23 protein-coding genes are annotated in these 22,300 nt (G+C 47.3%); 10 read left to right on the forward strand and 13 right to left on the reverse strand.

Annotated elements, in window-relative coordinates; all coding sequences use genetic code 11:
- From pilV to murJ, 9 genes are all read right to left on the reverse strand, one after another.
- Window positions 1-567: a type IV pilus modification protein PilV gene (pilV, locus tag IY568_RS04500; protein ID WP_125560036.1), complete on the reverse strand. Its 567-nt coding sequence runs from the start codon at window positions 565-567 to the stop codon at window positions 1-3.
- Window positions 568-662: 95 nt separating this feature from the next.
- The gene (locus IY568_RS04505) at window positions 663-1,337 is read right to left on the reverse strand and encodes a LytR/AlgR family response regulator transcription factor (RefSeq protein ID WP_125560034.1); all 675 of its coding nucleotides are present in this window, start codon (window positions 1,335-1,337) and stop codon (window positions 663-665) included.
- Complete coding sequence (locus tag IY568_RS04510; RefSeq protein WP_138537613.1) at window positions 1,315-2,358, reverse strand: sensor histidine kinase; 1,044 nt, start codon at window positions 2,356-2,358, stop codon at window positions 1,315-1,317. Before IY568_RS04510 ends, IY568_RS04505 begins: the two co-directional genes overlap by 23 nt.
- Before the next feature lie 12 nt (window positions 2,359-2,370).
- Window positions 2,371-3,300 (reverse strand): 4-hydroxy-3-methylbut-2-enyl diphosphate reductase, encoded by a 930-nt coding sequence (ispH, locus tag IY568_RS04515; RefSeq protein ID WP_125560029.1) that lies wholly within the window; start codon window positions 3,298-3,300, stop codon window positions 2,371-2,373.
- Window positions 3,300-3,740: an FKBP-type peptidyl-prolyl cis-trans isomerase gene (gene fkpB / locus IY568_RS04520; protein WP_010382474.1), complete on the reverse strand. Its 441-nt coding sequence runs from the start codon at window positions 3,738-3,740 to the stop codon at window positions 3,300-3,302. The genes ispH and fkpB overlap by 1 nt, the downstream gene beginning before the upstream one ends.
- The gene (lspA, locus tag IY568_RS04525; RefSeq protein ID WP_125560027.1) at window positions 3,737-4,243 is read right to left on the reverse strand and encodes a signal peptidase II; all 507 of its coding nucleotides are present in this window, start codon (window positions 4,241-4,243) and stop codon (window positions 3,737-3,739) included. The genes fkpB and lspA overlap by 4 nt, the downstream gene beginning before the upstream one ends.
- 14 nt (window positions 4,244-4,257) lie before the next feature.
- Complete coding sequence (ileS, locus tag IY568_RS04530; RefSeq protein ID WP_138537614.1) at window positions 4,258-7,086, reverse strand: isoleucine--tRNA ligase; 2,829 nt, start codon at window positions 7,084-7,086, stop codon at window positions 4,258-4,260.
- Between the two features lie 31 nt (window positions 7,087-7,117).
- Window positions 7,118-8,038, reverse strand: a complete 921-nt coding sequence (gene ribF / locus IY568_RS04535) for a bifunctional riboflavin kinase/FAD synthetase (protein WP_125560023.1) — start codon at window positions 8,036-8,038, stop codon at window positions 7,118-7,120.
- Window positions 8,039-8,114: 76 nt separating this feature from the next.
- Window positions 8,115-9,701: a murein biosynthesis integral membrane protein MurJ gene (murJ, locus tag IY568_RS04540; RefSeq protein WP_323744714.1), complete on the reverse strand. Its 1,587-nt coding sequence runs from the start codon at window positions 9,699-9,701 to the stop codon at window positions 8,115-8,117.
- A 456-nt stretch (window positions 9,702-10,157) separates the two neighbouring features.
- Between murJ and rpsT the strand changes: the two genes are divergently transcribed.
- Window positions 10,158-10,418, forward strand: coding sequence for a 30S ribosomal protein S20 (gene rpsT / locus IY568_RS04545; RefSeq protein ID WP_010382487.1), 261 nt, complete (start codon window positions 10,158-10,160; stop codon window positions 10,416-10,418).
- A 161-nt stretch (window positions 10,419-10,579) separates the two neighbouring features.
- On the opposite strand, the gene IY568_RS04550 is transcribed toward rpsT, so the two are convergent.
- Window positions 10,580-10,963, reverse strand: a complete 384-nt coding sequence (locus IY568_RS04550) for a response regulator (protein WP_049864014.1) — start codon at window positions 10,961-10,963, stop codon at window positions 10,580-10,582.
- A gap of 89 nt (window positions 10,964-11,052) precedes the next feature.
- On the opposite strand from IY568_RS04550, the gene IY568_RS04555 reads away from it, so the two are divergent.
- The 3 genes from IY568_RS04555 (at window position 11,053) to smrA (ending at window position 12,570) form a co-directional block, all read left to right on the forward strand.
- Window positions 11,053-11,520 (forward strand): hypothetical protein, encoded by a 468-nt coding sequence (locus IY568_RS04555; RefSeq protein ID WP_125560021.1) that lies wholly within the window; start codon window positions 11,053-11,055, stop codon window positions 11,518-11,520.
- Between the two features lie 102 nt (window positions 11,521-11,622).
- Window positions 11,623-11,862, forward strand: coding sequence for a hypothetical protein (locus tag IY568_RS04560; RefSeq protein ID WP_010382493.1), 240 nt, complete (start codon window positions 11,623-11,625; stop codon window positions 11,860-11,862).
- Between the two features lie 126 nt (window positions 11,863-11,988).
- Window positions 11,989-12,570 (forward strand): DNA endonuclease SmrA, encoded by a 582-nt coding sequence (gene smrA, locus IY568_RS04565; RefSeq protein WP_125560019.1) that lies wholly within the window; start codon window positions 11,989-11,991, stop codon window positions 12,568-12,570.
- 25 nt (window positions 12,571-12,595) lie between these two features.
- Here smrA and IY568_RS04570 read toward each other — a convergent pair whose 3' ends face one another.
- On the reverse strand, window positions 12,596-12,751 hold the full coding sequence (locus IY568_RS04570) for a hypothetical protein (RefSeq protein ID WP_164517523.1): 156 nt from the start codon (window positions 12,749-12,751) through the stop codon (window positions 12,596-12,598).
- Window positions 12,752-12,915: 164 nt separating this feature from the next.
- The gene (locus IY568_RS04575) at window positions 12,916-13,836 is read right to left on the reverse strand and encodes a 2-hydroxyacid dehydrogenase (protein WP_194866870.1); all 921 of its coding nucleotides are present in this window, start codon (window positions 13,834-13,836) and stop codon (window positions 12,916-12,918) included.
- 164 nt (window positions 13,837-14,000) lie between these two features.
- Between IY568_RS04575 and IY568_RS04580 the strand changes: the two genes are divergently transcribed.
- From IY568_RS04580 to IY568_RS04605, 6 genes are all read left to right on the forward strand, one after another.
- Window positions 14,001-15,722, forward strand: coding sequence for a GNAT family N-acyltransferase (locus IY568_RS04580; protein WP_125560015.1), 1,722 nt, complete (start codon window positions 14,001-14,003; stop codon window positions 15,720-15,722).
- A gap of 61 nt (window positions 15,723-15,783) precedes the next feature.
- A complete protein-coding gene (locus IY568_RS04585; RefSeq protein ID WP_194866871.1) occupies window positions 15,784-16,269 on the forward strand; it encodes a TlpA family protein disulfide reductase in 486 nt (161 codons plus the stop codon).
- A gap of 140 nt (window positions 16,270-16,409) precedes the next feature.
- Window positions 16,410-18,479, forward strand: coding sequence for a TonB-dependent receptor plug domain-containing protein (locus tag IY568_RS04590; RefSeq protein ID WP_194866872.1), 2,070 nt, complete (start codon window positions 16,410-16,412; stop codon window positions 18,477-18,479).
- 99 nt (window positions 18,480-18,578) lie between these two features.
- The gene (locus tag IY568_RS04595) at window positions 18,579-18,857 is read left to right on the forward strand and encodes a peptidylprolyl isomerase (RefSeq protein WP_010382504.1); all 279 of its coding nucleotides are present in this window, start codon (window positions 18,579-18,581) and stop codon (window positions 18,855-18,857) included.
- 102 nt (window positions 18,858-18,959) lie between these two features.
- Window positions 18,960-19,223 (forward strand): GrxA family glutaredoxin, encoded by a 264-nt coding sequence (locus IY568_RS04600; RefSeq protein ID WP_049866370.1) that lies wholly within the window; start codon window positions 18,960-18,962, stop codon window positions 19,221-19,223.
- 222 nt (window positions 19,224-19,445) lie between these two features.
- A complete protein-coding gene (locus tag IY568_RS04605) occupies window positions 19,446-21,293 on the forward strand; it encodes a DEAD/DEAH box helicase (RefSeq protein WP_194866873.1) in 1,848 nt (615 codons plus the stop codon).
- An 85-nt stretch (window positions 21,294-21,378) separates the two neighbouring features.
- On the opposite strand, the gene IY568_RS04610 is transcribed toward IY568_RS04605, so the two are convergent.
- Window positions 21,379-22,206, reverse strand: coding sequence for a M90 family metallopeptidase (locus IY568_RS04610; protein ID WP_194866874.1), 828 nt, complete (start codon window positions 22,204-22,206; stop codon window positions 21,379-21,381).
- Between the last annotated feature and the right edge of the window lie 94 nt (window positions 22,207-22,300).

The raw sequence follows: 22,300 nt of genomic DNA on the forward strand, positions 1-22,300 counted from the left end.
TCAATCCCTCACCAAAATATAGCTATTAATGCTCACTACTCGGCGATAATCATTATTCTCACCACAATTGATGGCCTGATTAGTCGCATTCATTTCAAATGCCTGGCGGCCAGCCCAAGCCACACTCACAGTTACATTGAACCCTCGGCCCTGAGAACCCGCAACTACCGCGGTGGTGATGCACACTGTTGTGTCATCGAGCGAGCCGGTATTTTCTTTAGCCTGGATTGCCATGATCCATTGCTCCAGATCCATTGCTGCAATTTCAGCATTGGAACATATACTGCTGAAACAGCGATTATTACCGTTCACAGTTGCTGTGCTACTAAACACTTGTTGGTACTGATTACCAAGATTGAGGGTATCATTACTGCGGATGCGCTGCATAATATCACCAGCCAGGGCGACTGCTGCAGCGCGTTGCATCGAATCAAAACTGGCTTGCTTCGCTTTCGCTTGCAGTGCCACAGCCCCAAGCAGACCAAAGCTCAGCACCATAAACGCGATAAGCGATTCTAAAAGAGTAAAGCCGCGATTTGTGTTAATACACACAGTGTTTGCCATCATTTTTCAAAGTCAGTTTGCTCCACTACATAATATAATGAATCACTTCGTCATGAACCTGATCGTGGGCTCAACGGTCAATCAGTCGGGTTTAATGGTCAGAATAGCGATTTAAAGTTGGCGGCAGCACGTCGGCTCACAGTAATGGGCTCAGCAAAGCCATCCAGCCTGACTCTGTGACCACCATCAACAGATTCCAGGCTCAGCACAGCCTGTTTTTTTACCAGGGTGTTTCTGTGCACCTGCACAAAATGCCGCGGATAAGTGGCCAACAGCTTCTTTAAAGGAATATCGATGAGCGCTTCACCGTCCTTGAAATAAATGTGTGTGTAGCGCTCGTCACTCCTGGCAACTAAAATATCAGATACGGCGACCCAACGCGTGTCATGACCAACCTGGTATTGCAAGCGCTGCATTTGTTCACCGTAAATATGTTCCAGTAAAGCAGCCAAACGCTCTTTGTCTATAGGCTTAACCAAATAGCCCTCAGCCAGCAAATCAAATGCCTGCAAAGCGTGTTCGGCAAAGGCTGTCACAAAAACGATTTTACAGTCTGGCATTTGCTGTCTGAGTACACCAGCAACCTCGAGTCCATCAATACCAGGCATCGCGATATCCAGAAACACCAATTCTGGCGCGGTGCGTTCGCATAACTCTATTGCCTGCGTGCCATCTGCGGCCTCCGCCACGCAATCAAAATGTTCAAACTCCGACATCAAGCGCCGTAATCGCCGCCTGGCGATCGGCTCATCATCCAAAATCAGATAATTCATAAGCTCCGGTGTCAGGTAAAAGGATGGTTGCTACGAATTTATCATTATCTTGTGCAATCCTCAAACTAGCCCTGCGTTGATAATACAGAGAAAGCCGTTTATCTATGTTTTTAGTTGCAATCCCGTTGCCATTGGAATGGTGGGTAGAATGAGGCAATGGATTGGTGACACGCAATGAAAACGTATCGCGAACCTGCTCAATTTGGATAGTAATGACGCCACCCTCAACGCGTTTCTCAATGCCGTGTAACACAGCATTTTCGACCAGTGGCTGAAGCGTCAATGTCGGGATCGGCACAGCCAGTAAAGCATCATCAATTATCCACTGCACCTGTAGCCTTTGCTCAAAGCGAAAGCGCTCCAGGCTGAGATAGTCTTTCGTTAAAGCCACTTCATCCGCAATGGTGTGCCACTTTTTTTCTGCCAGTGATACGCGCATCAGGCGTGCCAACAATAATGCTGCTTTTTCTGCGTCCTCAGCATTCTCGTGCGTCAACTCGGCAAGAGTGTTTAGAGTATTGTGCAAAAAGTGCGGCCTGATCCTGGCATGTAACGCGTCAATTTCTGCTCGAGCGGCCAATTCAAGTGCATTCACATTATCAATATAGATAGACATAAAATACAACAGGATTACCACCACAAAGCAGCAAATTGCGCTATGGCTAAACACCGGTCCCCAGTCTACAGCAACGTGAGAAGTTAAAGGGGTAAACTGGATCCCAATACTCAGCCCTATACAGACACTGATGAAAACCACAAAGACGATGCTCAGCTCAAGCACCCCATTGTGCTGTGGTTTAGACACATTTAAAACACTAATAAGTGAAATGATGGCCAAAGACAATAAGGCATTGCTGTGGGTGAATAAACTCACCAGGCCCAGGGTCAGCCAGAAATCATCATAATCGGCGAGTGTATAAATAAAAGAAAGGGACTGCGAGGCGATCAGCATAGCCAACACACCTCGCTCAGAAACCATGGCTTTTAACAGTCCCAGGCCAATCGCCTCTGACTTATCCATGGTCTGGGAATATTACCTAAGCTCTACAGGAACAGCGAAAACCACGTTTTCTTCCTGCCCAGGGTTTTCCACGACGGTTTGTCCACCCAGTGCTTTAAGGCGAGCAATCACTTGCTGTACCAACACTTCAGGTGCAGATGCGCCAGCGGTAACACCAACTTTGCCAACTCCTTCAAACCAACTTGCTTCCAGACACTGATCGTCGTCAATCAAAAAGGCCCGGGTGCCCATTTTGTCTGCCAGCTCACGTAATCGATTGGAGTTGGAGCTGTTCTTCGCTCCGACCACAAGTAGCAAGTCGACCTTGTTAGCCAAATCTCTCACTGCATCCTGACGATTTTGTGTGGCATAGCAAATATCATCTTTGCGGGGACCATGGATCTGTGGAAATTTCTCACGCAGTGCTTCAATCACATCTGAGGTATCATCAACTGACAAGGTCGTCTGACTGCAGTAAAACAGGTTACTGGGATCTTTCACCTCAAGCGTTGCAACGTCTTCTGGAGTTTCAACCAGGTAAATCCCGCCCGCCGAGTTATTGTATTGGCCCATAGTGCCTTCTACTTCCGGGTGCCCATGATGACCGATGAGGATACATTCAGTGCCTTTTCGGCTTGCACGTGTGACTTCCATATGTACTTTGGTGACCAGAGGACATGTTGCATCAAATACTTTCAGTTCACGACGTTTGGCTTCCTGTCGCACCTGCTGTGACACGCCATGCGCACTAAAGATCACAATACTGTCGTCAGGCACCTGGTCCAGCTCTTCCACAAATACCGCCCCACGAGCGCGCAATCCGTCAACCACATACTTGTTGTGTACAACTTCATGACGAACATAAATCGGTTTTTCAAAGATATCGAGTGCACGCTCAACAATACTAATAGCGCGATCAACCCCGGCACAAAAGCCACGCGGATTGGCGAGTAAGATCTCCATTAGTTTTTTACCTCTAAAATATCGACTTCAAAGGTCACCTTTTGCCCGGCCAGTGGGTGGTTAAAGTCGACTGTCACTGAATCACCGGCAACTTCACGTACCAGGCCAGGAAGCTCAGTGCCATCAGGCTGAGTAAACGCAATAATACTGCCTACTTCCGCAGGCGTATCAGCACCAAACTTACTGCGGTCAACATAATAGATATTATCCGGATTTGGCATCCCAAAGGCATCTTGTGGCTCAAGCTCGAACGATTTGCTGTCGCCCGCTTGCAGTCCTAATAAGCACTTCTCAAAGTTCTCCGTCAGGCTGCCATCGCCCATAAAGAGCTTTGCAGGCTTATCATGCACTTTCGTTGAGTCCGCTGCAGATCCGTCAGCCAGTTTTATCGAAAAATGAAATAAAACTTCAGATTGTGGGCCTATTAGCTGCTCGCTCATGCCTTTTTCTCCTGCGTATCCGCGTTGTCACCAAAAATGGCGTCAAATAACAATAAACCAGCACCGCCAACAATGGCCATATCTGCCACATTAAATGCCGGGTAATGCCAGTCTTGATAATAAAAGTGTAAAAAGTCAACCACATAGCCTAAAGTAACCCGGTCATACAGGTTACCTAAAGCACCAGACAAAACGAGCGCATATGCACTACACAATAACCAGTTATTGGCAGGTAACTTCTTCAACCAATACACGAGCAAGCCACTGATGGCCACGGCAATTGCACTCAAGAACCAACGTTGCCAACCGCCCGCCTCACTTAAAAAGCTGAACGCTGCGCCATAGTTGTGCATATAGGTAAAATTAAAAAATGGCAGCAACTCAATAGACTCATAGAGTCGCATATTTTCGACTACCAGTGCTTTCGTGCCGAAGTCTACTGCAAAAAGCAGTAGACTCAGCCACAACCACACCAGACCACTACGCTCGGTCGATTTGGTCATGTAATACTCCTAGGTTAAGCAAACTGACGCTGTTCACCAGCGCCGTCAACATTGGTCACACAACGGCCACACAACTCAGGATGCGCATCGTGCTGACCTACATCCTCACAATGGTGCCAACAACGGTCACACTTAGGTGCCTGTGTTGCCGTCACTGAGATAAACAAACCGTCAATCTCCGTTGAAACTGCGCCTTCTGGCTTAGCATTCACCACTTCCACCTGAGCTTTAGACGTTAGCAACACAAATCGCAATTCGTCTTGCAGGGTTTGCAGTTTCTCAGCCAGGTCACCCCCAGTGTAAAGTGTTACTTCCGCCTGTAAGGTCGCGCCGATGATCTCTTCTTTACGCGCACTTTCCAGCACCTTGTTCACTTCATCGCGAACGGCCAATAGCTCTTGCCAGAAATCATTACTCAGTTGACCTTCGCTCACCTGTGTCAGGCCATCGTACCAGACATCAGTAAAGACAAACTCGCCACGCTCACCTGGCAATACTTCCCAGATTTCCTGAGCAGTAAAGCTCATGATAGGCGCCATCCAGCGTGTCATGGCTTCCGCAATATGATATAGCGCACTTTGACAAGAACGACGCGCATGGCTGTCACTCTTAGCGGTGTACTGACGGTCTTTAATCACGTCAAGATAGAAAGAACCGAGTTCTCCGGTACAGAAATTCATGAGTTTCTGTGTTACAACCAGCATTTGATAGTTATCGTACGCCTCTACTATCTCCTGCTGTAATTGCGCTGCACGGCTAACAATCCAGCGGTCCAGCTCAATCATATCTTCAACAGCCACCAAGTCCGTTGCAGGGTTAAAACCGCTCAGGTTCGACAGCAGGTAACGACTGGTGTTACGGATACGACGATAACGGTCTGCGGCACGCTTGAAAATCTGATCTGAAACTGTCATTTCAGCCGTGTAATCAGTTGAAGCGACCCACAGACGAAGAATATCTGCACCCAGCTTATTCATGATGTCCTGAGGTGAAATCACGTTACCCAGCGACTTTGACATTTTGTGGCCTTTCTCGTCCACAGTGAAGCCATGTGTCAGAACCTGACGGTAAGGTGCATGGCCGTTGATGGCCACGGAAGTCATCATCGACGACATGAACCAACCACGGTGCTGATCCGATCCTTCCAGATAAAGATCAGCTGGACCACTCAGCTCTTCGCGCGCATCTACAACACAGGCATGAGTTACGCCTGAATCGAACCACACGTCCAGCGTATCCTGTACTTTGACATACTGTTGCGCATCAGCCTCGTTAAGCAAAGTTGCAGGCTCAAGGTCATACCAGGCTTGAATGCCTTTTTGTTCAACCAGCTTAGCGACTTCTTCAATCAAGGTCTCGGTGTGCGGGTGCAGTGCACCTGTATCTTTGTCAACAAACAAAGCGATTGGTACACCCCAAGTACGCTGACGAGAGATACACCAGTCCGGGCGTCCTTCAACCATGTTTGCAATACGGTTTTCACCCCACTCAGGGATCCACTGAGTTTTGCTAATTTCTGCCATAGAATCCTGGCGCAAGTTCGCCTGATCCATGCTAACGAACCATTGTGGTGTCGCACGGAAGATAATCGGCGTTTTGTGACGCCAGCAGTGTGGGTAACTGTGAGTCATAGCATGATGATGGACCAAAGCACCTTTTTCTTTTAAATGCTCAATAATGGCATCATTTGCTTTAAACACATGCTGACCGGCGAACACTGGCGTATCTGGCAGGAATACACCATTTGCCCCCACCGGATTTGCCACTTCCAGATCATAAGCCTGACCTGCTGCAAAATCCTCTGGGCCATGGCCAGGTGCGGTGTGAACAATACCAGTACCTGAATCAGTTGTTACGTGCTCACCCAGGATGACTGGTACGTCAAAGTCATAGAAAGGATGCGCAACACGCAGGTTTTCAAGCACCGCGCCTTTGGCATAGCCCAGCACGTGATAACGATTAAACCCAAACCGGTCCATCGCATCTTTAACCAGCTCTGAGCCCAAAACCATACGTTGCTCTTGGCCTTCATCTTCGATTTGTACCAACGCGTACTCAAGTCCACCATGAACAGCCACTGCGCGGTTGGCAGGCAGGGTCCAAGGAGTCGTTGTCCAGATCACAGTGCTGACAGCACCGCTACCCTGATGTTCGTCATCCAATGCAAAGGCGCTTACTAACGCCTGTTCATCGACAAAATCGAACTTAACATCAATCGCAGGAGATTGTTTGTCCTGATACTCTACTTCCGCTTCCGCCAAAGCCGAGCCACAGTCTGTACACCAATGAACAGGCTTAGCCCCTTTGTGCAGATGACCATTTTTAATGATGCGACCTAACACACGTAGTGCATTAGCTTCGAAATCAAAGTTCATTGTCAGGTAAGGGCGATCCCAGTCACCCAAAACGCCCAGACGTTTAAAGTCTGTCTTTTGTCCGTCTACTTGTTTACGCGCGTAGTCACGACACTTTTCACGAAACTCAGCAACAGATACTTTTTTACCTGGCTTACCAACTTTTTTCTCAACTTGTAGCTCAATCGGTAGCCCGTGACAGTCCCAGCCCGGCACGTATGGTGCGTCGAAGTCGGAAAGTGTCTTTGACTTAATAATAATATCTTTAAGAATTTTATTTACAGAGTGACCTAAGTGAATATTACCATTGGCGTAAGGAGGCCCATCATGCAAAATAAATGGCTTTTTGCCTTTTTTGGCATTGCGGATCTGACCATACAGGTCTTGCTCGTACCATTTTTTAAGCATTTTGGGCTCGCGTTGTGCCAAATTGCCACGCATTGGAAACTCAGTTTCCGGTAGATTTAACGTATGCTTGTAGTCGCTCATTTACTTTACTTTCCGTATCGGCTACTTAAAATTATTGAAAAAAGTGTTTTGCAGCAATGACGTCCTGAGCAATTTGCTCAGTTAACTGCTGCAATGACTCAAATTTTTGTTCATCACGGAGCTTATGGAGCAGCTCCACTTTTATGAATTGACCATAAATTTCCTGGTCAAAGTTGAAAATATGTACCTCTAGTAAGGCTCGCTTACCATTCAAGGTGGGCTTTGTACCAACGTTGGCAACACCACAGTAAACAATGTCATGCACCCTGACACGCACTGCAAACACGCCCTGAACAGGGCTAACCTGGCGTTTAAGCGCTACATTGGCGGTTTTAAACCCCAACTCACGGCCTTTTTTCCAGCCATGGATCACCCGCCCTGAAATCGCATAAGTGTGGCCTAGCATTTCATGGGCCAGCCCAACATCGCCTTCAGCCAGTGCAGCACGGATCAGAGTGCTACTGACCCGGCTATTCCTTTGTCTGAAGCTCTGCGTGTCCGTCACTTTCATGTTCAACTCACGACCCAGTCGCTGCAACATCGAAAAGTCCCCGACCCGGCCTTTGCCAAAGCGGAAGTCATCACCAACGGTCAGGGCTCTGACACCCAATTTTGCGCTTAGCACTTCACGGACAAACTCTTCGGCCTGAAAGTTAGCAAATCGCGCATTAAAACTGACACAAATCACACGTTCAATACCAATGTCCGCCAATAATGCGAGCTTATCTCTCAATCGGGTCAACCGCGCTGGCGCTTGCTGTTTGGCAAAAAACTCTTGTGGTTGTGGCTCAAACAGCATAACCGTACTTGGCAGGTTATGTACCCGAGCATCTTCCACCAGGCCTTTTAGCACTTCGGTGTGCCCCAAATGTACGCCATCAAAGTTTCCTATCGTCAACACACAGCCATAGTGGTGGGGTCGAATATTATGGATCCCTCTGATCAATTGCATACAACTAACACCTGTGATTACTAAAGCAGTATAAAAGCCCGATTATACCCAAGTTCCCGGCAAATGCGAATAATGCCTACGCAGTGCTTGCAGGAACGGCAGAACTATCCCTAATCGTACTCAGTCGAACCCCTGTAAGGTACATAACAACGAAGTAAGTCAGTATTGCGGCCATCAATTGTAGACCCAATATACCGATTTGCTCCATGAATGCTCGCCCCTGCCATGGCAACACTTTGTCCAGCCACAGTAAGACACCCGACATCACGACACTTGCGAGCAGACATTTAGCAGCAAATCTCAGGGTAAAGCCTGATACTCGATATACCCCAGCCTGATTGAGGTATCGATATAGCAACGCGGCATTACAGGTGGCTGATAATGCCGTTGCCAGTGCTAAGCCGAGATAGCCAATAAAAGGCGCAAGCATCAGGTTAAACAGCATGTTGAGTGACATCGCAATGATACCGATTTTTACGGGAGTTTTCGTATCCTGGCGGGCAAAAAAACCGGGGGCCAGAACTTTAATTAACATGAAACTGACCAGACCAACCGAATAGGCCGTAACGGCGCCGCTTACAGCACCAATGTTGTCCTGCTCGCTCTCAACAAACGCGCCATGACCAAACAAAACAGAGATAATGATCGGACTGATGAGTATCAAACCGGCCATCGCAGGGATCCCCAGAAACAGTACGAATCGAACACCCCAGTCCAGTGTTTGCTGAAATTCCTGAATACTATCTTTTGCATGGAGCTTAGACAATGCAGGTAAAATCACAGTAGCAATACCAATGCCGAACAATCCAAGTGGAAACTCAATTAGCCTGTCAGCATAATACAACCAGGCGATAGACCCGGTTGCCAATGCCGCAGCAATAATAGTATCAAGCAGCAGATTGATCTGACTGACAGATACCCCAAACATAGCCGGGAGCATCAGCTTACGAACTTTTACTACCTCAGGTGCATGCCAGGCAAATGTGGGCCTTGACAACATGCCGAGGCGGGCCAGAAAGGGCAGTTGAAATAAAAATTGCACCAGCCCGCCCAGAAACACACCGATGGCCAAAGCATATGCACCCTGCTCAAACTGGTCGTGGAGCAAAAGTGCACTGCCAATGATAGAGATATTCAATAACACAGGTGTGAATGCCGCCACAGAGAAGCGGTTATACACATTCAGTACTGCGCCACTCAGTGCAACCAAAGAGATAAAGAACAGATATGGAAAAGTCAGCTTTAACAAGGCACTGGCCAGCACAAACTTTTCTGCATTTTCACCCCCCTGCCACCAGTCAATAAACCAGCTTGTCCCGAACAGCCCGGCTATGACAGGTGAACCGATGACGCCAATCAAAGTCACCAACATGAGAATGGTACCCAAGGTCCCTGCGGCTTGTGCAACAAACAGCCGAACCTTGTCATCTCCATGTTGCTCTTTTATCTCAGCGAGTACTGGCACAAATGCCTGAGCAAAAGCACCCTCGGCAAAAAGGCGGCGCATAAAGTTCGGGATGCGATTTGCAAATAAAAACACATCTGCGGCAAGCCCTGCCCCGAGCAAGTTTGCCACTACCGCGTCTCTGACCAGCCCCATCACACGGGATATCATGGTCATCGCACTCACTATCATGCCCGATTTAAATAACCCCTTCGCCACTCGATTTCCTCACAGTATTATTTGCGCGGAATTATGCCATAAGCCAGTCCAGATAAATACTCACACACCAGTTAGACATAGCTAAGTAAACGCCACTCAGATGGGTATAGATATACATCTAACAAGTTCCCCTCAACGCGAGCCCGCCATAAAGGAACAACACAAACACTCTAGTAGAGTGGTGGGGGATTTGCTACAATGTCGGCAGTGTGCCAAGCGGTGTGCCCAGATAGGCGCTAACTTGGTATAAGATCTGAGATTGTGATTATCCCAATCGTTTCAGACTCGCTATCGTGCAACCCAACTAGCCGCTTATGGCTGCGAGGGGCTAGGGACAAGCACGATATGCAAACAAATTGACCAGCCGAGGGGAATTTTTATTGACTTTAAAGAATAAAAAGGGCATATTCCTCGGCCTTTAAACTAAGCTTATTTTAAGATTGTTAGGAGCATACCTTGGCTAACATCAAGTCTGCAAAAAAACGCGCTATCACTAGCGAAAAACGTCGTCAGCACAACGCAAGCCGTCGTTCAATGATGCGTACTTACTTCAAAAAAGTAATCGCTGCAATTGAAGCTGGTGACAAAGAAGCTGCACAGCAAGCTTTCGCTGTTGCTACACCTATCCTGGACCGTTACGCAACTAAAGGTCTTATCCACAAAAACAAAGCTGCTCGTCATAAGAGCCGCCTAGCTGCTAAAATCAAAGCACTATAATTGTGGATTTGGATATGAAAAAGCCGACGTAAGTCGGTTTTTTTATGCCTGAGAGTTAGCCCTGAAGTGGGCAAAAACACATAGCAGTCGCCGGACTGCCAAAACTACCCACGGCGGTATCACAGGGTGAATAATACACGCCACCCTGATTTCAACATAAGTTAGGCTAACTCGAGTTTGGGATAGAACTTTTTCAACATTGCGGCTATTTTCTTGGGTGAAAATGGTTTAACCACAAACCCCTTGGCTCCCCGTTCAATCGCATCCTTAACGTTATCAACCGTTGAGTGTGCCGACACCATAACCACATTAATATCCGGGTTAATTTCAGCCAGCTCAGCGATCAGCTCTTTGCCATCTCCATCAGGAAGTTCGATATCCAAAAACACGATATCGAAGTGCTGCTCTTCGCATGCAGCAATACACTGTTTCGCCGTTGACGCTTCTTTTACGTTATCGATGCCCAAGTGCATCAGAGTCTGATGCAAGAAACTGCGAACAGTGCCTACGTCATCAACAATTAATATAGAGATTTGTTGTTCCATATCCTTTCCCGTGGGCTAGTCAATTGAAATGCGCTATTATTAGCATAGAACTATTATAGAGTCCTGCAAACAAAAGGCTATAGCAAAGCATGGCACAAAGACCAAAAAAACAGGCATTGCTCAATCAGGTAGATGCCAGGTCCAAGAACAAACGACCGACACAAAAAAAACGCTTATCACCTCAACAACAAAGAGCATTACAACAACAGCAACTTCAACAACAAGCACAACTTGCCGCTGCACAACAAGAAGAAGCCAAACCAAACAAAACTCGCTGGATTATCGCCGCCGTGGTCTTACTCCTCATTATTGTTTTCCCCAAGCCTAAACTTATCACCTATGAAAAGCTCGGACTGGTCGCGCAAAGTGTCTATTGGCCCGGTTTACCAGGGATAGACCCTATTTTGTTTGACTCGAACCTGCACATCCGGCCGGCCTTAGAGCGAAACACGCTTTACTTGTGCCAGGATGAGCGTGACCCGGATTCTTGTCAGAAATACCAAATCATCGAACAGCAAGGTTTTATCTCTGCCGTAATGAAGCTAATTTTTGATTAGAAAAACTAATCCGAAAAATATAAAAATACTCGTTTGAAGAGACTGAGGTTGGGGCGCATAATGGCGCCCCTTTATTGAACAACCTGGAGTACTTTGACGATCATGCCGAACGAATTTGACTGGCTACTTAATTTATTACTGCTAGTGCTAGGATTTGGTGCCTTTTTTATTAACCATAAAACCTTGCTGCGTGGCGCGGCATTGGCGACCTGTAGCATCCTGTTTATTTTGTTCAGCCTCGATCTGATGAACACGTCGGTGATCTCAAACCTGGGTTTGATTCTGATTAATTCATTTTATCTGTTTAAGCTCTTTACCCACGAGCAGTATAATACGCCTTAGTGTAGGCAGTCCTGCCGCATCATTTTAACGGCAGGACGTAAACTGAGCAACGAGGCTTAAAGATATTTTCTAATTTCTGAGCCTGCGCTACAATCTGGCCACACCCATTGGTTTTGGAGACGCAGTATGGCCATGACAGATGAAGAACTTTTTCTCGCCTCAATGGGGGACGTCGTCCCCTTAGCACAAGACAAAAAAGCGGAGCTCAGGCGTCAACAAAACGAGCCTACACTGGCGCAGCTAGCACGTCGGGAAGCCGCTGAGCAGGAACAAGACTTCGATCCTAATTTTCTCTCCACTGAGTATGTAGACTTGCTTGATCCCCATGACCTGCTTAGTTACAAAAAAGATGGGGTGCAACAAGGTGTATTCAAAAATCTCAGGTTGGGTAAGTATCAAATTGACGCAACTCTGGATCTACACGGCAAACCTTTTCGTGAAGCCAGGAAGTCGCTCTTTGATTTCATCATCGACTGTCACCAACGCAGCATTCGAGTTCTGTTGATACGACACGGGATTGGTCTGAAAAGTAAACCCTTTCCGGCCATTCTGAAAAGCTATTGTAATAAATGGCTACAGGAAATGCCGCAAATACTCGCCTTTCATTCTGCGCTGAGTTGCCATGGGGGAAATGGTGCGACTTATGTGCTCCTGAAAAAGAGCGAAGAGAAAAAAGTAGAGAACCGAGAAAAGCATGCAAAACGATGATAGCAGCCAGCACTGCTATCTTTTGCTAGCTTTCAGAAGTCGTGATTACTGTTTCTTCATTATTCTGGTGGGTCGCCTGAGGGGAATCAGCATTGGCCTGATTAAACCACGCCATGACACCCAATATAATAACTGTAAATAAAACAACGGAGAGCTTAACGCCACCTTGATTACCATTCATGAAAAGCGACTCTTTATTATTATTTTTTCATAACTTACTGAATGTAATCAGATGTCACAATATGTTTTTTTATACAGTATTTTGTATCACGTCAATCCAGCATTCAATGACCCGGAAAATGAAGTGCGTCATGCTCCGGGTTACACAATAATTGATTATGTAGATCAATAACCCAGACTAATATCCACACAATGTGATAAAGGCCTGCCCAGTTGCATCGCTTGCATGTTAGAAACTATCTGGGCCATGGCCGTTTTCAGACTGGTCAACGCGGCCACATGAGGTGTCATTGTGATTTTCGAATGATGCCAAAACGCATGTTCTGGTTCGACCGGCTCTGATGCAAAAACATCCAGCGTAGCCGCTGCAATTTGCTCAGTATCCAGCGCATGGAGCAGATCGGTTTCATTGAGGTGCGCGCCTCTGGCAACGTTAATCAGTACGCCATGCGTTGGCATCGCCTCAAACAGCGTTTTATTTAAAATACCGTGTGTTTGCGCCGTCAGAGGCAGCAAGCAGATAAGGTAATCACACTGAGAGGCAAATCGAGTTAGCTGCGCCTGCCCGCAAAACGTAGTAATACCCGGTATCTTTTTTTCACTCCGTGACCAGCCCAGTACCTCAAAGCCATTTTGGCTCAGCTTAGTAGCGGCCACTTGACCAAGCTGTCCAAGTCCCAGTATACCCACACGACTCCCGCTACAGGCACGCTTAGGACGCCAGAGTTGGTGGTGTTGTTGTTGATAATATTGTCTCAATCGCAGCTTGTGAGCGAGCACATGTCCCAGCACATATTCTGCCATATCATCCGCAAGCGCAGGGTCTACTATTCGACACACCTGAACCCCTGATGGCAATGCAGCTAGCGGTATTCCATCTACACCCGCGCCAAATGACTGCACCACTTTTAAATTAGGCAGCTTTTGCCATAAAGACTCAGGCGCATTCCAGGCCAACACAAATTCAATCTCAGCCAAATCTCCCGATTGTGGCCACTCTCTGATATCAGTATCTGGCAGACTTTCTCGTAACCCTGCTAACAGTTTACTGTTGTCTCTGCCCGTTACACAGACTAATAATGCCATGTGCTCCCCCTTGTTCTATTTTTATCTTGCGCCACTGTATCAAAATTCTCGCCTACACGTGTACTTACGCGACGGCCATCAAACTGACATACAGTTGCAACTTGTTTGTCACAGAGAGTTTTTAATCTTGACGAAAAGCGGTTATAGAACTTGAGAATGAATATATGATCAGTGTTGACAAGGTCATTGAAGCAAACCTGCCTCAATTAGAGAACTCACCTAAGGTAAAAGGCCTGGTAAAAAAAGGCCTGGGTTACCTCCTCCATGAACAAGAATTTGTGGCATTTGCTGATACCTACCCACACCTGCAAGGGCTGGAATTTGTCGAGCAGGTGCTGGAAGAGTTAGATTTCGATGCGCGTTTTAAACCCAAACAAATAGAACATATTCCCAGCGAAGGCAGCGTTGTGATAGTCGCCAATCATCCAATCGGATCATTAGATGCGCTTGCGCTGATTAAGGTACTGGCTCAGGTACGCCCTGACCTGAAAGTCGTTGCCAACCGAATGTTAATGTCCCTCACGCCCATGCATTCCTTGCTATTGCCGGTGGACAATCTGTCTGGCGCGAGCCGCAAGCAGGAGCTGGCCAATATTCATCACCACCTCAAACAAGAGGGTGCCTTGCTGATTTTTCCTGCCGGAGAGGTGTCCCGGCTTGGACCAACCGGTATCAAAGATTGTAAGTGGAATTCAGGCTTTTTGCGCATGGCCAAAAAAGCGAACTGCCCTATTCTGCCTATTTTCATTAAAGCGAAAAACAGTCCGCTGTTTTACGGTACATCAATGATTTACAAGCCCTTGGCCAGCCTGTTGCTGGTCAAGGAGATGTTCAAGCAACGTCAAAAATCTCTCGAATTTGAAATTGGCGCAAGCATCCCACCGGCTTCATACTTGCTGGAAAACCTCAAAGATAAAGAGATAGTCGCGCTGATCCGCAAACAGCTATACCGGCTGGCTTCGAAAAAGTCGTTACCTCTGAAAACCCAGTCTCCCATTGCCGTGCCTGAATGCAAAAAAGAGCTGAAACAAGCGATTGAAACGTGTGAGCGACTCGGTGAAACCCAGGATGGGATGCAAATCTACCTTTATCAATATCAGGGGAGTTCGCCCATTTTTCGCGAACTGGGACGACTCAGAGAAATAGCCTTTCGTGCTGTGGGAGAAGGCAGTGGTAAGCGCCGCGATATCGACAAATACGATATGTATTACCAACATTTAGTGTTGTGGGATGCGAAACAACTTGAGCTGGTCGGTGCTTACCGATTGGCCAGTGCGCAAACCGTCATCAACGCACAGGGCGCGGAAGGCTTATACACTACCAGTTTGTTTAATTATTCTGAGCACATGCAACCTTACTTCGAGCATGGTCTTGAATTGGGACGCAGTTTCGTACAACCAAAATACTGGGGGCGCAAGAGCCTGGATTACCTCTGGTACGGGATTGGCGCTTTTGTAAAACGCTACCCACAACATCGCTATCTTTTTGGCGCGGTTAGTTTATCCAATGCATTGCCAGACAAGGCTAAAGCCATGCTGATTTACCACTATCAGCATTACTTCTCCAACCTGGCATCTCTGGCAACCCCTAAAAACGAATTTAAATTTACACCTTCGCAGCAACAAGACTTTGCTCAGCTATTTTGTGGCAATGACACTAAAGAGGACTTTGCAGAGCTAAAGCATATCATGGCCAATATGGGCGCCCAGGTTCCGACTTTATTTAAGCAATATACCGAGTTATGCGAACCTGATGGGGTGAACTTCCTGAGCTTCAGCATAGATCCCGACTTTAACAACTGCATTGATGGTCTGGTGCTGGTTGATCTGACCCGGATCAAGCCACAAAAAGCCAAACGATATCTGGGAGAGAATATCTACGACTGATTGTGTTGTTGCTGTTTTTTTATTTATACTCGCGCTCGGAGATTAAAATTTGCGAGCGCGCATGATAAAAACAATTCTACAACTCATTATTTTTGCCATTGTTTTTTTGACTATCACTGCCTACCAGGAACTGGGCATGCTGGCTGACGATGGCAAAGCCCCTGCTCCTTATTTCTCTTTGCCTCTACTCGAGAAACCCACCCAGCGAGTCACTATCAAGTCTCTGCAAGGGCAACAATCTGTAGTGTACTTTTTCGCCCCCTGGTGCAGTATTTGCCGCTACAGTATGCCGAACCTCAACAAATTACATGAGCAAGGCAAAGTCAACGCCGTCGCCATTGCGCTGGATTTTGACAATGCAGATGCGGTCAGCAGCTTTGTTAAAGATTTATCACTGAGTATGCCTGTACTGCTTGGCAACAGTCATACCGCTTCCGATTATAAAGTTAAAGCTTACCCCACCTATTATGTGTTATCTGATGACCTGAAAGTAGTCGAACGCTCTGTCGGTTACTCCAGTGAGCTGGGAATACGTGCCAGACTCTGACATTCTCAAACTACGAAGCTAAGTGTAAGAAAGTGTAGGGGTAATCGACAATTTCTTACCCTTAGATAAAACAAAGGTACGATTTATTCTCATACACTAGTCCCTATTCTTATTCAGCTTAGATTCAACAAGGGACTACCATGACGCGCTCGTCACTCAACAAACCGTTTGCACTGTCGCCTATCATGCTTTGCATGGCACTGCAGGCACAAGCAAACACCAGCACAGACATGGAACACATTGAAGTGCATTATAAACGCAGCTCAATCACCTCTGAGATCACAGAAGACACAGAAAAACTAATCGAAATGCCGGGGGCTATGGGCGACCCGCTGCGGGCAGTGTATGCACTACCGGGCGTGGTTGCTGCTGGCGGCTCGATGAGTGAACCCGCCGTGCGTGGCTCAAGCCCCAGTGATAATATGTTCGAAGTGGACTTTATGCCTGCGGGCTATATTTTCCATGATTTTGGCAGCTCGATATTTAACCGCTATATCATTCAGGATTTCCAACTTTACTCTGCGGGCTACGGCAGCAGCTACAGTAATGCAACGGGCGCAGTCTTTGACGTAACGCTACGCAATCCCAAATATCAGCCAATCACCACTACGCTGGACCTGACCATGTTCAACGCTGGCGTGTTTGTGGAAGGCCAGCTCAGCGACAGTACGGCTTTCTATGTATCAGGGCGAAAAAGTACCCTGCCCTTATTCTTTGAAGAGGGCGAAGAACTCGAAGATGACGATGGTGAGCCAACCGGCGTCACCATCAATGATGCACCGGATGACCATGATTATCAGGGTAAATTCCTGTGGGACATCAATGCCAACAATACACTAACTTTTAATTTTACCGGTGCGGAAGACTCGGCGGCCGCAGGCTTCAATGAACGTTCTGAACTAGCGCAAAAAACACCGGAGTTCCAGGGCGATGCGCGCTTTATCAGGGAGTTCAATAGCCAGAACGTATTGTGGGACCACTACAATGACAAGTTTCATCTACGTGTTGGTGTTGGTGCGCTCGACCACTCAGGCCGGCTAGAGTATGGCCGCCGTGCGACCATTTCCAACGGTTATTTTGAAGAAGAATCGGAGAAACAGTACACCTACAAGGCTCGTCTGAACTACCGTATCAACCCAGCTCATCAGCTTGTTTTAGATGCTGCTTACTTTGATAACGAAACAGAATATAGCTACGACACCTTCCAGTACTTGTGTACTGAGCTGGATCCCGATTGCGATCTTAAAAAAGGTGAGCGGATCAGCGGCAAGCGAACCATAGATATCGACAGTGGATTTGTTGGTCTGGCGCATATCTGGCAACTGAGCGATGACTGGCAGACAGAGCTGGGCGTGCAGAGCCAACACAACAAATACACGGATGAAACCTTCACCTCACCTCGTCTCGCAATCAGTTACTACGTGACGGAAAACAGCACCATCAGTGCCAAGGCGGGTCGCTACAATCGCATGCAGAATGTGGAGTACATTTTGCCAGAAATTGGTAACCCTAAGCTGAAATCTCAGGTGTCAGATCACTATACACTGGGCTTCAGTCAGCAACTGGAGAATGAGTGGAGCTGGTCAATTGAGGGTTATTATAAGACCATGGATGATCTGCCGCTTGCCATCGACGACGGTCCCAATGCAGTTGATTTGTATAGCAATGACGTTGAAGGACGTGCCTATGGTGTAGACCTGCTGATCAACAAGAATAAAACCGATAACTGGTATGGCTGGGTAGCATTGAGTTATGCCAAAAGTGAGCGCACCGATCTCAGCCAGAATATCACCCGCGACTATTTCGCCGATACGCCGCTGGTGTTTAATGCGGTATTCCACTATGAGATCAATGAGAAGTGGCAAGGTGGTTTTAACTTTACCGCACGCAGCGGCCAGGCTTATACCCCTATTGTCGGCGTCAGAGAAAATCCCGACCACGATGGCCGTTTCTTACCTGTGTATGGCGAGCCCTTCTCAGAGCGGTTCAAAGTGTATCACCGCCTGGATATTCGCTTTGAACGTAAAACCGAGATATTCGGCAACGATGGCAAGCTGATCTTTGAACTCATGAATGCCTATGGCCAAAAGAACATTGCCTATATCGACCTGGATTACGACAGAGTCAAATCCGTTAACGACCTGTATATAGAAGAAGAGGAAGACGATTTTTCTATCCGCCCTTCTATTGGGTTTAGCATGACTTTCTAAGCGATTCCCCTGAAAAGGCCGGACGCAGACAAATGAGACTTGCGTTTTCGGCCTTCTCCTTGCATGATCTGCGCCTTTGATTGTCCGGAGATCCTATCCATGCCAAAAGCCTGCGCTTACCACATTTTAGTTAAAACCGAAAAAGAGTGCCTGGCTATTAAAGCCAAACTTGCCAAAGGCGGCGATTTTAACAAACTGGCCAAACAACACTCATTATGTCCATCGAAAAAGCGCGGTGGAGATTTAGGCGAGTTTAATAAAGGCGACATGGTCAAGGCATTCGATGACGTGGTCTTCAAAAAGCCACTGTATGAGGTGCACGGTCCGGTCAAGACCAAGTTTGGTTACCACCTAATTAAAACCGTGTATCGCTCCTGAGGCATCATCGGTTTTCTCAATCACAGCCATCGGTTTTTGGCGGTTTCATTTTACACGCAGGCCGATATACTGATTATCAAACAAAATGATATGGAGAAACCGATGTTTACTGTAATTTTTGGCCGTGAAGGCTGCCCATACTGTGTCCGAGCTAAAGACTTGGCCGAACGTCTGACGAATGAGCGTGACGATTTTAAATTTCGCTACATTGACATCATTAAAGAAGGCGTAAGCAAGGCCGATCTGGAAAAGTCCGCTGGCAAGCCTTGCCCGACGGTACCACAAATTTTTGTTGACCAAAGCCATATTGGCGGATTTACCGAGTTTGAAGCCTATGCCAAAGAAAACCTGGGTCTGTATCAGTAACACAGCCCCCTTATCAGTGCCTGAATCACCTTTAAAGTCGCCATTCAGGCATGATTTCCTTCTAAAAATAGCCACTTATCAGCCAATCTAATGAGCAAAAAAATAAATAAGTTTATTTTTTGACCAATATCAAACACCTACAAAATTAGTGCCAATTTATGCAAGCAATTGTTTTTTCTTTGCTGTACAATGCCGCCTCTTTTAACTTGTTGAGGCGCATTAATGTCAGAACCAGTCACGTTTGAATCTTTAGATCTTTCTCCTGCAATTTTGAAGGCAGTCGAAGAGCTGGGATATCAATCACCTTCTGAGATCCAGGCTCAATGTATACCGTTATTGCTAGAAAGAAAGGACGTGCTGGGACTAGCGCAGACGGGTACGGGCAAAACGGCGGCGTTCGCGTTGCCGCTATTAAACAATGTTGACGCATCCGTTAAGCAACCACAGATATTAGTATTGACTCCAACACGCGAACTGGCTTTACAGGTCGCTGAAGCCTTCAACCAATACGCTAAATACACCAAAGGTGTTGAAGTATTGGCTCTGTATGGCGGACAAAGCTATGGCGTGCAACTAAGCGCACTACGCCGTGGCGCACAAATCATTGTGGCAACACCGGGTCGTTTGATTGACCATATTAACCGTAAGACCATTGATTTGTCGGATCTGAAAGCCTTAGTGCTGGACGAAGCTGATGAAATGCTACGCATGGGCTTTATCGATGATGTTGAAAGCATCATGGAAAAAACCCCCGTAGAGAAGCAAACCTGTTTGTTCTCTGCAACTATGCCAAAGCAGATCCAATCTATTTGTTCTAAGTATTTAGATAACGCAGAACAAGTAAAAATCACACCACGTAACTCGACTGTTGACACTATTGAGCAAGTTTACTGGCGTGCAACAACGCATAAAAACAAAGCCATCGTACGTTTCTTAGAAGCGGAAGATTACGATGCGTCTATCGTGTTTGTGCGTACTCGTAACGATACTGTTCAGCTAGCTGAACTACTTGAGCGCGAAGGTTTCTCTGCGGCACCACTTAATGGTGACATGAACCAGCAAGCCCGTGAACGCACAGTAGAGCGTCTGAAAAGCGGTCTGTTAGACATCGTTATCGCAACTGACGTTGCGGCACGTGGTCTGGACGTAGATCGACTGAGCCTGGTTATCAACTATGATATCCCCCAAGACAGCGAAGCCTATGTTCACCGCATCGGCCGTACAGGTCGTGCTGGTCGTAAAGGTAAAGCTATCCTGTTTGTTAAAGGTAATGAGCGTTATCTGCTACGTAACATCATGCGCCACACTCGCTCAGACATCGAGCAAGTGGAACTGCCTAACGCGAAAGTTGTTGAGCAAAAGCGCATTGAAGCACTACAAGGCAAGCTAAGCCTCGCGCTTGATCACAAAGACATTGAGTTCTTCAGTGAAGTGGCACAAGGCATGGCTGAAAAGCTAGAGCTAACTCAAACAGAGTTGTCCGCTGCACTACTGTGTCTGGCACAGCAGCAGTCTCCACTGAAAGTGCAAGAGATCCAGGTACAACGCGAACGTCGTGAGCGCGATGGTAATCGTGACGGTAACCGCGAACGTCGTGGTGAGCGTGGCGAACGTAAAGGCAATGCACGTCGCAACACCGGTCCTATGGATACCTATCGTATCGAAGTAGGTCGTGAGCACGGCGTACAGGTCAAGAACATCGTTGGTGCGATTGCAAACGAAGCAGATATCTCAAGCAAGTTTATCGGTGAAATCCGTTTGTTTGATGAGCACAGCACAGTGCAGCTGCCTCAGGATATGCCAGCAGATACTCTGTCTCACTTCCAGAGCGTTTACATTTGTCAGCGCCCAATGAAGATGAGCAAGAGCACACACCCGGCCGATCAGGGCAATGGTGGTGAGCGTCGCGGTGGCGAACGTCGTTCAGGCGGTCGTGATGAGCGTCGCTTTGAAGGCCGCAACGAAGGCCGTGGCGAAGGTCGTGGCGATCGCAAGCGCAGCTTCAAAGACCCACGTGGTGACAAGCGTGATAACAGACGCAAAGAGCGTGGTGAGATCAGCTTTTCATAATCTGATTTAGATGAAAAACCGCTTCAGCTGAAGCGGTTTTTTTATGCCTGAGCCTTGATACACCTCAACCAGATGACGCGCACCATTACTTGATCCAATCGCGCGGATCAAAGCGGTAGTAGTCACTCAGCAAATAGAATAACTCCGGATTTTCCTGCTTTAGTTGTAAAGGCTTTTCAATAAACGTTTCAGTTATCACCGCAAAGAACTCCGCTTCATTGGTTGCCCCATATTCGTGTACGACATGTGGCATGTGGTAAGCCAATTGCGTTTTTAACTGCTGATACGCCCGCGATAATACCTCTCCCCACTTTTTGTAACTCATCCCTTTTGGTAACCGGGGTGTGCCATTTGTCTGGCCTGTCTGTTGATCGAGCTGATGCGCAAATTCATGAAACACCAGATTATGGCCATCTTCAGGTAAGCGGTTACCCTCAAGCACATCGTGCCAGCTCAAGACCAGCGTGCCACCAGGCCAGGACTCGCCCTGACGCACCACGGTATGAAAGCTCACCAGCCCCGCACTGTCACGATTATTCTGTCCGGCATAATAACTGCTGGGGTACAACAAGATCTCTTTCACATTGGGATACAGCGGCCAGCGTTGATTAAGTACCAGCAGGCAGGCATCAGCCGCGATGATCAGCGCCATAGCCCGATTGGTTTTCAATCCATCTCGACCAAGCAGCCGCTTTTCTCCTAAAAACCACACGATGTGCCGCTCCAGCCGAGCCCGATCATGATCGGTCATATTGCGATAAATTGGCATATATCGCAGCAGCACCTGCCTGTCCAGCTCATTCAAAGTTTGCGTGCGATATTTACGCTGCCAGTAAGCGCGCTTGATATCGTCGAGTCGCCAGTAAATGATACAAAATACCACCAGAGCGACGAGTAAACTGATTTCTGTCATTGATTATTACGCGTTGATATTTTATTCAGAGATGCGCACCACGGGCAGTCTTTTCAAGCGAGATTTGTTAAAATCCTCGACACTTTAAAAAATA

The sequence above is a fragment of the Pseudoalteromonas sp. PPB1 genome (assembly GCF_015356275.1).
GTDB lineage: Bacteria > Pseudomonadota > Gammaproteobacteria > Enterobacterales > Alteromonadaceae > Pseudoalteromonas > Pseudoalteromonas rubra_D.